This window comes from Terribacillus saccharophilus (assembly GCF_046592595.1).
GTDB classification, from domain to species: Bacteria; Bacillota; Bacilli; order Bacillales; family Amphibacillaceae; genus Terribacillus; species Terribacillus saccharophilus_C.
Genome location: NZ_JAWVPF010000002.1, coordinates 484,636 through 494,984, shown reverse-complemented (window position 1 = coordinate 494,984; position 10,349 = coordinate 484,636). Strand labels below are relative to the sequence as shown.

The following is a 10,349-nucleotide window of genomic DNA, read 5'->3' as shown; positions in this document are numbered from 1 at the left end:
TCATATTTAAAGTTTTTAGATAATTATTGTTGACTTTTTTATATGATACCCGTATTATTGTAGACAATTTCATACAGTTCTTATCAAGAGAAGCCGAGGGACTGGCCCTTTGAAGCTTCAGCAACCTCTGACAATGTCAGAAAGGTGCTAAATCCAGCAAGATTAATTTCTTGGAAGATAAGAGTGCGGGCGATTGTACCAAGCTCTCTTTTCTCCGGGAAAGAGAGCTTTTTTCGTTTATTCACTCTTTCACAGAAAAAAAGGAGACATGACAAATTGACAGATATTATTGTTATATCAGGAAGTCCATCCAAACATTCCCGATCGCAGCTGGCAGCTAACTATGCCGGTAAATTGGCTGCGGAGCAAGGCCTTAGCGTTAAGGAAATCAGTGTTACCGATTTTGCTCCAGAGGACCTGATTTATGCAAGGTTTGATAGTCCGGCTATTGTGGAAGCTGGCAAAGCTATCAACGGTGCCAAAGGATTAATTGTTGCTTCTCCTGTATATAAGGCAGCATACACAGGTGTATTAAAAGCCTTACTTGATTTGCTGCCTCAGGACGCGTTTAAGTATAAGCCGGTACTTCCTATCATGACAGGTGGCAGTCCGGCCCATCTGCTAGCGATAGATTACGCATTGAAGCCGTTAATAGCGAATTTAAAGGGAGAGCCTTTACAGGGAGTATATTTATGCGACCACCATATCAACAAGGAGAACTTGGATCAGCCAGTGGCAGACGAAGAAACCGCTGCAAGAATTAACACACAGACAAATCAGTTTATAGAAGCGATTCGACGCAATCACGCTGCCAGCGCGGTAAAATGAATACAGCCCACAAATAATGCTTACAGACATAGTATGCTGAAGCGGTTTAACTGTTTTCAAAACCGGGTATGAACATTAGGCTTTCCCAAAGCCCTGCCTATTGTAATCATAAACAGCTGTTTATTAGGTATCGCAAATCATTTGAGGAAAGAAACCTCTTGAGAGGAGGTTTCTTTTTTCTGTACTGCGATTCTTCAGGTTTTATTCATACATAACATGACACAATCACGCTAAACCGCATTCAAACTATTAGCTGTACGTCAGCATTGGAGTGAACAAAGAGATGGATATTTTTACCGCTGCAAAAAATAAGACTTGACCGACAAAACCAAGTACAATAGAACGAATGTAATGGTAGAATGGGAGAGAATAATAGAAGAGAAAGAATGAAAGAAAAAGAAGATGGTTAGAAGTTTTCATTTCTTGCCCCATTGAAGAAGGAAATTGGCGGCTTCTTATGTAATTAGGTAAAGAAACCTTTTTAGAAGGCGGATTATTTACAATTTGTTGGTTACTGACTACTTCCGCTATATGAATGTGTTATAATTTTATAATTACAATACAAGCAGTTTTTTCGACTGTACAGCATAGGAAGAAGAGGCAATGAGCGAAAAAAAGAAAATTGTTTCCATCGAGGACCGTATCCCGAAATTAAAACAAGCGAGAAAGAAAAAAGCGAATAGACGACTTGTTTTCTACTTGTCTATTTTCTTCGTACTGATCTTCATCATTGTGTATTTACAATCGCCATTAAGCAATATCCACCGTCTTGAAGTGGAAGGAAACGAATTTCTGCCTAAAGAAACTATTATTCAAAGCAGCGGATTGACTACTTCAGATAATATGTGGCGAATTGATAAGGATCAAGCAATCAAACAGATAGAAGAAAACGAAGAGGTCGAAAAGGTATCAATAAGCAGAGGCTTCCCGGCTACTGTTACCATCAAGGTGACGGAGCTAGGCAGAGTAGGGTATCTGCAGCAGGATAACAGCTATCGGGCGCTGCTTAGCAATGGCAGTATTTCTGAAAAGAAATGGGAGCAGCCAAAATCCGATGCCCCGACACTCTATGGTTTTTCTGATGATAAGTATCTGAAAGAGATGGCAGAAGAGCTTGAGCAGCTGCCAGCATCTATTACTGGTCTCATATCAGAGATACATTACAAACCGACTGATGACAACCAATTTGTCATCCAGTTATTCATGAATGACGGCAGGGAAGTGCAAGGAACGATCCGCACTTTCGCTACGAATATGGAGGCATATCCGAGTATTGCGGCGCAGCTGGACCCAGAAGTGGATGGTGTGCTTCATATGGGAGTAGGAACCTATTTCGAGCCTGCCGAGAAGAAAAAAGAAGCCAGCGAACAAGAAGAAGGCCAGTAAGCAGAAATTCATGATATTTTGTCAGTTTATGTAGAATAAACGGGCTATATGCGGTATAGTCGAATCAAATACGAGTATATTAGGCTAAATTCTTACAGAATGTCGTTTTTTAGGCAAAATTTCTCGTGAAATTTGTTATAATTATGCGTGTCTCAATACAAATGTTAATTATGAAACGAAAAATGTAAAAACAATGCTGGGCGACATGTCTCTAGGATTAGGAGGTGCCTTACGTGAACAACAGTGAAATTTTAGTCAGCTTAGATGTAGGAACATCAAATATTAAAGTGATTATCGGGGAAGTATTTCAAGATTCCCTTAATATAATCGGTGTCGGTACGGCAAAATCAAAAGGCCTGAAAAAAGGCGCCATCGTCGATATAGACCAAACGGTCCAATCGATTCGCAGTGCTGTAGAACAAGCAGAGCGGATGGTCGGTATGCAGATCGAACGTGTAGTCGTCGGTGTCAATGGGAACCAGATCCAGCTGCATCCGTGTCATGGAGTGGTGGCAGTATCCAGTGAAACCAGAGAAATAGACGACGAGGATATTGCACGTGTAATCGATGCAGCACAAGTAGTATCCATTCCGCCTGAACGCGAGATAGTCGATGTGGTTCCGAAACAGTTCATCGTAGATGGATTGGATGGTATCAATGACCCACGCGGCATGATCGGTGTACGATTAGAAATGGAAGGGACAATCATTACTTGTTCCCGCACAGTCTTACATAATCTATTGAAATGCGTCGAGAGAGCCAACTTAGAAGTGATGGATATATGTCTGCAGCCACTTGCTGCAGGGGCTGTCGCCCTTTCTGAGGATGAAAAGAACCTTGGTGTCGGACTGATTGACATCGGCGGAGGCAATACGACTGTCTCTGTGTTTGGCAATGGTCAGCTTATGGCGACTAGTGTTGTTCCTCTTGGCGGCGAGAATATCAGCAAGGATATATCCATCGGACTGAAGACTTCCTCCGAACAAGCGGAAGAAATCAAAATTGGATATGGACATGCTTTCTACGATGATGCCAGGGAGGAAGAAACTTTCGAAGCTTCCATTATTGGCAGCAACAAGAAGCAAAGCTTCTCCCAGCTTGATGTCGCAGATATCGTAGAAGCCCGTGTTGAGGAGATATTTGCATATGCAGACAGTGAAATCAAGCGTATGGGCTTCCCGGAACTTCCGGGCGGCTATGTCCTCACCGGCGGAACATCCATGATGCCAGGTATGCTTGAACTTGCACAGGACTGCTTCCAAGCAAATGTGAGACTTGCGATTCCGGATTATCTGGGAGTGCGGGAACCACAGTTTACAAGCGCCGTTGGAATCTTGCAATTTGCCTATCGGAATGCGAGAATACAAGGTAAGGAGATCTTCTCTGCTGTAACAGAGGGAGACTTCGAGGAGCCGGAAAGAAGACCGGCAAAACCTGCTAAATCAGAAAAGAAAAAAGGCGAAGAAAAAAAGAAAGAATCAGGTATTGCTAACCTGTTCAAGTACTTTTTCGATTAAGACAGACACGTCAGCTCGATTGTTGGATGCGACGGTTTGTAAATAGGAGGACGTTAAGATGTTAGAGTTTGACACAAATATGGAAACATTAGCGACGATAAAAGTCATCGGCGTCGGCGGAGGCGGAAGCAACGCCGTCAACCGAATGATCGAACATGGCGTCCAAGGCGTGGACTTCATTGCAGTGAACACAGATTCACAGGCTTTGAATCTATCAAAAGCAGATGTCAAAATGCAAATTGGTGCGAAATTGACACGCGGTCTTGGTGCTGGTGCCAACCCGGAAGTAGGTCGCAAAGCAGCAGAAGAAAGCAAAGAACAAATCCAGGAAGTTCTTCAAGGAGCTGACATGGTATTCGTCACAGCTGGTATGGGAGGCGGAACTGGTACAGGTGCTGCACCAGTTATCGCGCAGATTGCCAAAGAGCTTGGCGCTCTGACAGTCGGTATCGTTACACGTCCTTTCTCATTCGAGGGTCGTAAACGTCAGACACAGGCACTAGCTGGAACAGATGCACTAAAGGGCAGCGTAGATACACTTATCGTTATCCCGAATGACCGCTTGCTTGAAATCGTTGATAAAAACACACCAATGCTTGAGGCATTCCGTGAAGCGGATAATGTCCTTCGTCAAGGTGTACAAGGTATTTCCGAGTTGATTGCTGTCCCTGGTCTGATCAACGTCGACTTTGCTGACGTGAAAACGATCATGGCTGATAAAGGATCAGCACTTATGGGTATCGGTATTGCAACTGGTGAAAATCGTGCAACTGAGGCCGCGAAGAAAGCCATCAGCTCTCCATTGCTAGAGACTTCTATTGATGGAGCACATGGCGTTCTTATGAACATCTCCGGTGGTACGAACTTGAGCCTGTACGAAGTACAGGAAGCGGCTGATATTGTAACGAGTGCGGCTGACCAGGAAGTGAATGTAATCTTCGGTTCCGTTATCAATGAAGATTTGAAAGATGAAATCGTAGTTACTGTCATTGCGACAGGGTTCGATGAAGCTCAAATCCAGCAAGCTATGAATGCTCCCCGCCCGAAAGCACGTCCGGCAGAGAAGGAAGCTCGGGAGACGCAGCAGCCGGCAACTTCTGAAAGAAGAAGAGAGCGGGAAGAACTGCGCCGGGAAACACCATCTCCACAACAGCAGCCGCGCAAGCAGGAAGAGGATACATTGGATATCCCGACATTCCTACGTAATCGCAACCGCAGAAAATAAGTAAAAGGATAGCATCCTATGATGCTATCCTTTTTTTTATGCCAAGAAATGTTAGACAAATTAGGCGGAAAATACATAAAAATAGTGCGCTGCTGCGTGCATAAACTGACAGTATTTGAATCGGTGCTCCGTTATACTAGCTTCATCTATTAAAGAAGAAGGGGATAGCTGACGTGACAATCTATCTGGATGCAGTCTGGACACTTAATCTTTTTTTGGACTGGCTGCTGCTATTATGTACGCAAGCCATTGCAAGACTGCAAGTACCTAAGCTTCGTATATTTGCAGGCGCCATTGTAGCTTCACTCATTGTTCCAGTAACAGTCTATTTTCCGGAGAGCTTTCTTGCCCATCCAGCGGGTAAAGTACTCTTCTCCATGCTGATCATCTGGACAGCTTTCGGATTCCGCTCTGTCACCCGCTTTCTTAAGATGCTGCTGCTTTTTTATTTTATAACGTTCGCTGCAGGCGGCAGTCTATTCGCCATCCATTATATGCTGCAGACACAAGCTGCATTCACTCCTGCTTCGTTCTTGACTGTAAGCACAGGATATGGTGATCACGTCAGCTGGCTCTTCGTAGCCATTATGTTTCCAATTTCTTTGTATTTTACTAAGAGCAGAATGGACAAGCAGCGTTTTGAACAATTTCGCTATGATCAGCTGTACACCGTTCAAGTGAGCATCAATGGCATTTCACATAAAACAGACGGATTTATCGATAGCGGGAATCACCTATCCGACCCGTTAACGAAACGACCTGTCGTAATCTGTGATCAACACTTTTTGCGGAATTGGTTCACGGAAGAAGATTGGCAGCTGCTTACTCATGCTAACACTGATTTAGACTTGGATTTGCTGCCGCAGAATTGGCCTTATGATTTTTCTGTTGTTCCATATCAGGGCGTGAATGGGGAAGGAGCTCTTATGCTGGTATTAAAGCCAGATAGTATTTTGATTGAAATGGGCCAAAACCCTATCGAAACAGACCGGGTCTGGATTGGGATTCAATTCGGCAATCTTACTGCAGATCATCGCTATCACTGTCTGCTTCATCCGTCACTTGTACATGATGCCAGCACACAAGCAGGCTAAGGAGAAGGGAGATAAACAGAATAATGAAAGCATGGAAGCTGAAATTATGGTGGTATAAGATTCTCGTCAAGCTAAAGATCAAGCGGAAAGAAATCTACTATATCGGCGGCAGCGAGGCCCTGCCTCCTCCCCTATCAAAGGAAGAGGAGTTCAAGCTGTTACAGCTCCTGCCAACAGGCGACAAATCGGCAAGAGCGATGCTTATCGAGCGCAATCTTCGCCTGGTAGTGTATATCGCAAGGAAGTTTGAAAACACGGGCATCAATATAGAAGATTTAATCAGTATTGGAACAATAGGTCTAATCAAGGCAGTAAACACTTTCAATCCAGAGAAGAAAATCAAGCTTGCAACATACGCTTCCCGCTGTATTGAAAATGAAATCCTCATGTATTTGCGCCGGAATAGCAAACTGAAGTCCGAAATAAGTTTTGATGAACCGCTCAATATTGATTGGGACGGCAATGAACTGCTCTTGTCAGATGTTCTAGGAACAGATGATGATATCATAACGAAGGATATCGAGAAAAATGTAGATAAGAACCTATTAAAAAAAGCCTTGGAACAGCTTAACGATAGAGAAAAACAAATCATGGAACTGCGCTTTGGACTTATCGGTCAGGAAGAGAAAACGCAAAAAGATGTGGCTGATATGCTTGGCATCTCTCAATCCTACATTTCCCGTCTGGAAAAGAAAATTATACGCAGATTGCAAAAAGAATTTAATAAAATGCTTTAAGCCTTACTGGTGCCTGTATTTGTCCTCTATTGGACAAGGTCAGGCACTTTTTGTCTTTGCATAAAAAATTTCCCGCGGGGAGATACTGTGCTTGCATCGTATCTTCATTCGGGAGGTCAAGTAACATGTCGAGACAGAAAGTTGAAATATGTGGAGTAGATACTTCAAAACTGCCAGTACTCAAAAATGAGGAAATGAAAAAGCTATTCATCCGCATGCAGCAAGAAGACGACATTTCAGCCCGGGAAGAACTCGTCAATGGCAATCTCCGACTCGTGCTCAGTGTTATTCAGCGCTTCAATAACAGAGGAGAATATGTCGACGATCTTTTTCAAGTAGGCTGTATCGGACTAATGAAATCCATTGATAATTTCGATTTGAAGCATAATGTGCGTTTTTCTACATACGCAGTGCCGATGATCATTGGCGAAATCCGCCGCTATTTAAGAGACAATAATCCGATTCGTGTATCTCGTTCCTTGCGTGATACGGCATACAAAGCTTTGCAAGTACGAGAACAATTGATTGCGAAGACATCCAAGGATCCGACAACAGCAGAGATTGCTGCCGAGCTTGGCGTCCAGCCTTCTGATATAACTTTTGCAATGGATGCCATCCAAGATCCGGTTTCGTTGTTCGAACCGATTTACAATGATGGTGGTGATCCGATATTCGTTTTGGATCAGCTTCGCAGTGAGTCAGAGAATGATGCTAACTGGCTGGATAACCTTTCCCTGAAAGAGGGCATGCATCGTTTAAATGAACGGGAGAAAATGATACTGAATAAACGTTTCTTCCAAGGTAAGACACAGATGGAAGTCGCAGACGAAATCGGTATCTCCCAAGCGCAAGTATCGCGGTTGGAAAAAGCAGCGATAGAAGAAATGAATAAACAAATGTTCGAGTAAAGACACCTGACCCAGGTGTCTTTTTTTTGTTTGCATACTAATTCCTGAGCTTGGCCGCATAGACTAGAAGAAAACAGCAAAGGGGACAGGTATTGATGACGCTAACCGAATTGCAAATGAAGGATATTGTTCTGATGGAGAATGGGAAAAAAGTAGGAAATGTGTCCGATTTGGAAATCAATGAACAAAATGGGCATATATCAGCAATTATCGTGACACTTCGGGGAAAAATGATGGGTCTGTTTGGGAAGGAAGAGGAATTAGTCGTTCCATGGAATCAGATCATCACGATCGGAACAGATGTCATCTTGATCAAAAGCCCTGAACAAGCTCCTGTTACAGAAGAAGCAAGCAAGTAATCTTGTTCAGAAACAAGCAGAAATATGGTACTATAAAAGCAATTAGAGGAGTGGGTACCATATGAGAGCAACAGCTTCCAACCTAAAGGGGATGTATATGGAGCTTGGCGGATGGTCAGCTCCTGAGGGCATCATCAGCGGGATTACAACAAAATACAATGGTGTGAGCAAGGCACCTTTTGATAGTCTGAATATGGGGCTGCATGTTGGCGATGTGCCAGAGGATGTCGTCCGGAACCGTGAGCTTCTTGCCGATGCTATCGAGTTCCCTTTGGAAAGATGGGTTCTAGGAGAGCAAGTCCACGGAACAGAAATTGCAGTCGTCACAAAAAATGAAGCTGGTCGCGGAAGCCGGGTACTAGCTGACAGCCTCCCGTCGGTCGATGGTCTGATTACCAATGAAAAAGGCATGCTCCTGGCTGCTTTTTTTGCAGACTGCGTGCCTCTTTATTTTTACGACAGCACTAGTGAGTGGGTAGGGATGGCACACGCTGGCTGGCGTGGAACTGTCGCTAATATGGCAGGGAAAATGATTGAAGCTCTTTGTGCAAATGGAGCAAATAAGAACAGTATGCAAGCGATTATCGGACCATGTATATCAAAAAAAAGGTACGAAGTGGACGATTATATTGTACAGCAGATACCTGAGGAATTCCGGGATAAAGTGCTGCAACCAAGCGGATCAGACCGATACCATCTTGATTTGCAGGAGCTTAATCGACTGTATATGCTGCAAGCAGGAATTCAGGATGAAAACATATTTACTGTAGCATATTGTACATACGATTCCCCTGAATTCTATTCGCATAGGGAAGATCAAGGAAAAACCGGCAGGATGATCGGTTTTATCGGGATGAAAGAGGAGTAAGCATGAATACAGTACAAGAGAACCTGGCACAGATCAAGGAGGATATTAGCTCGGCAGCGTCTAAATCAGGCCGAAATTCCGAGGATATAACACTCCTTGCCGTTACGAAATATGTTACAATTGAACGAACAGAAGAAGCTGTCGATGCCGGTATTGTCGATTTAGGAGAGAATCGGATCGAGGGTTTCCTTGAGAAGCAGGCAATAATCGGTGAAAAAGCTGTATGGCATTTCATCGGAAGTCTGCAAACAAGAAAAGTAAAAGATGTCATAAATCAGGTGGACTATCTGCATGCATTAGACAGGCTGTCGCTTGCAAAGGAAATTCAAAAGCGGGCAGCAAAGAAGGTTAAATGCTTTGTTCAGGTTAATGTGAGCGGAGAAGCTACTAAATCAGGTCTATCACCTGATGAAACGCTTAACTTTATCAAGCAGCTTGCGGAATATCCGGCAATTGAAGTTGTCGGCCTGATGACAATGGCACCACATACAGAGAAGGAAGATGTACTCCGCAGTGTGTTCAGCGGATTGAGGCAGCTTCGGGATGAAGTGGCAGCTGCAGGTATGCTGCATGCACCTTGTACATTCTTATCCATGGGAATGAGTAATGACTACACAATCGCGATAGAAGAAGGAGCGACCCATATCCGGGTCGGCTCTGCACTTGTAGGTCCATATAAATGAGCGAGGTGAAGAAAATGAGTTTCAAAAATAAGATGAGAAATTTCTTTACTGTAGATGATGAAGAATATGAATACGTCGAAGAACAGCCGAACGAGCAAGAAGAAATCGAACCGTATCAGCCTAGCGGGCGGGAGCGGAACCAAAATCAGAATGTTGTCAGCTTGAAAAGCGTCCAATCCTCTTCCAAAGTCGTGCTTTGTGAACCAAGGACATACAACGAAGCACAGGAAATTGCTGATCATGTGGTGAACAGAAGAGCAGTAGTGCTGAATTTGCAGCGGGTTGATCATCATCAAGCTAAGCGCATCGTTGATTTTCTTAGTGGTACCGTCTACGCGGTCAATGGCGATATCCAGAAGCTGGGCAGCCAGACCTTCCTGTGTGCGCCGGATAATATTGAATTAACCGGCAGTATATCCGATATGATAGAAGAGCAGGATGATTATAATAAGAGGTGGTAGAGGCAGATGCTTTTGAGCATAATTAGTACAGCTTTCACAGTATATTCCTTTGCGCTGATCATTTATATCCTTATGTCTTGGTTCCCTGGAGCCAGGCAGTCAGCGTTCGGCGAAATGCTAGGCAGGATTTGTGAACCATATTTAGAAGTATTTCGACGCTTTATTCCGCCGCTTGGAATGATCGACTTGTCCCCAATCGTCGGGATTATTGTTTTGCGCTTGGCGGAGAGTGGCGTAAGAACGATTTACTTTATGATTTTTTAATGATGAGGTGTACAACGCA

The 10,349-nt window shown here is 43.8% G+C and carries 12 protein-coding genes and 1 riboswitch; all 12 genes read left to right on the top strand.

Features of this window, described 5'->3' with window-relative positions:
* Positions 1–77 precede the first annotated feature (77 nt).
* A riboswitch (SAM riboswitch) is annotated at positions 78–184 on the top strand.
* A 92-nt stretch (positions 185–276) separates the two neighbouring features.
* Positions 277–828: an NADPH-dependent FMN reductase gene (ssuE, locus tag SFC25_RS04920; protein WP_411214193.1), complete on the top strand. Its 552-nt coding sequence runs from the start codon at positions 277–279 to the stop codon at positions 826–828.
* Between the two features lie 603 nt (positions 829–1,431).
* The gene (locus SFC25_RS04915; RefSeq protein ID WP_411214192.1) at positions 1,432–2,214 is read left to right on the top strand and encodes a cell division protein FtsQ/DivIB; all 783 of its coding nucleotides are present in this window, start codon (positions 1,432–1,434) and stop codon (positions 2,212–2,214) included.
* A gap of 233 nt (positions 2,215–2,447) precedes the next feature.
* Positions 2,448–3,731 carry a cell division protein FtsA gene (gene ftsA / locus SFC25_RS04910; RefSeq protein WP_411214191.1) on the top strand — a complete coding sequence of 428 codons (1,284 nt, stop codon included), beginning with the start codon at positions 2,448–2,450 and terminating at the stop codon, positions 3,729–3,731.
* A gap of 58 nt (positions 3,732–3,789) precedes the next feature.
* A complete protein-coding gene (gene ftsZ, locus SFC25_RS04905; RefSeq protein WP_411214190.1) occupies positions 3,790–4,956 on the top strand; it encodes a cell division protein FtsZ in 1,167 nt (388 codons plus the stop codon).
* Positions 4,957–5,129: 173 nt separating this feature from the next.
* The gene (gene spoIIGA, locus SFC25_RS04900) at positions 5,130–6,050 is read left to right on the top strand and encodes a sigma-E processing peptidase SpoIIGA (RefSeq protein WP_411214189.1); all 921 of its coding nucleotides are present in this window, start codon (positions 5,130–5,132) and stop codon (positions 6,048–6,050) included.
* A 23-nt stretch (positions 6,051–6,073) separates the two neighbouring features.
* The gene (sigE, locus tag SFC25_RS04895) at positions 6,074–6,787 is read left to right on the top strand and encodes an RNA polymerase sporulation sigma factor SigE (RefSeq protein WP_411214188.1); all 714 of its coding nucleotides are present in this window, start codon (positions 6,074–6,076) and stop codon (positions 6,785–6,787) included.
* A 125-nt stretch (positions 6,788–6,912) separates the two neighbouring features.
* Positions 6,913–7,695 (top strand): RNA polymerase sporulation sigma factor SigG, encoded by a 783-nt coding sequence (gene sigG / locus SFC25_RS04890; protein ID WP_095223034.1) that lies wholly within the window; start codon positions 6,913–6,915, stop codon positions 7,693–7,695.
* 95 nt (positions 7,696–7,790) lie between these two features.
* Positions 7,791–8,054 (top strand): YlmC/YmxH family sporulation protein, encoded by a 264-nt coding sequence (locus SFC25_RS04885; protein ID WP_411214187.1) that lies wholly within the window; start codon positions 7,791–7,793, stop codon positions 8,052–8,054.
* A gap of 61 nt (positions 8,055–8,115) precedes the next feature.
* On the top strand, positions 8,116–8,922 hold the full coding sequence (pgeF, locus tag SFC25_RS04880) for a peptidoglycan editing factor PgeF (protein WP_411214186.1): 807 nt from the start codon (positions 8,116–8,118) through the stop codon (positions 8,920–8,922).
* 2 nt (positions 8,923–8,924) lie between these two features.
* Positions 8,925–9,605, top strand: a complete 681-nt coding sequence (locus tag SFC25_RS04875; protein ID WP_411214185.1) for a YggS family pyridoxal phosphate-dependent enzyme — start codon at positions 8,925–8,927, stop codon at positions 9,603–9,605.
* Positions 9,606–9,619: 14 nt separating this feature from the next.
* Positions 9,620–10,066, top strand: coding sequence for a cell division protein SepF (locus SFC25_RS04870; protein WP_411214184.1), 447 nt, complete (start codon positions 9,620–9,622; stop codon positions 10,064–10,066).
* 6 nt (positions 10,067–10,072) lie between these two features.
* Complete coding sequence (locus tag SFC25_RS04865; RefSeq protein ID WP_411214183.1) at positions 10,073–10,330, top strand: YggT family protein; 258 nt, start codon at positions 10,073–10,075, stop codon at positions 10,328–10,330.
* The last annotated feature ends 19 nt before the right edge of the window (positions 10,331–10,349 follow it).

Excerpts from the sequence above, each read along its gene's own strand:
- SFC25_RS04885 (WP_411214187.1), top strand. The coding sequence starts at position 7,791 with ATGACGCTAACCGAATTGCAAATGAAGGATATTGTTCTGATGGAGAAT.
- ftsZ (WP_411214190.1), top strand. The coding sequence starts at position 3,790 with ATGTTAGAGTTTGACACAAATATGGAAACATTAGCGACGATAAAAGTC.
- SFC25_RS04915 (WP_411214192.1), top strand. The coding sequence starts at position 1,432 with ATGAGCGAAAAAAAGAAAATTGTTTCCATCGAGGACCGTATCCCGAAA.
- SFC25_RS04870 (WP_411214184.1), top strand. The coding sequence starts at position 9,620 with ATGAGTTTCAAAAATAAGATGAGAAATTTCTTTACTGTAGATGATGAA.
- pgeF (WP_411214186.1), top strand. The coding sequence starts at position 8,116 with ATGAGAGCAACAGCTTCCAACCTAAAGGGGATGTATATGGAGCTTGGC.
- SFC25_RS04875 (WP_411214185.1), top strand. The coding sequence starts at position 8,925 with ATGAATACAGTACAAGAGAACCTGGCACAGATCAAGGAGGATATTAGC.
- sigG (WP_095223034.1), top strand. The coding sequence starts at position 6,913 with ATGTCGAGACAGAAAGTTGAAATATGTGGAGTAGATACTTCAAAACTG.
- sigE (WP_411214188.1), top strand. The coding sequence starts at position 6,074 with ATGAAAGCATGGAAGCTGAAATTATGGTGGTATAAGATTCTCGTCAAG.
- SFC25_RS04865 (WP_411214183.1), top strand. The coding sequence starts at position 10,073 with ATGCTTTTGAGCATAATTAGTACAGCTTTCACAGTATATTCCTTTGCG.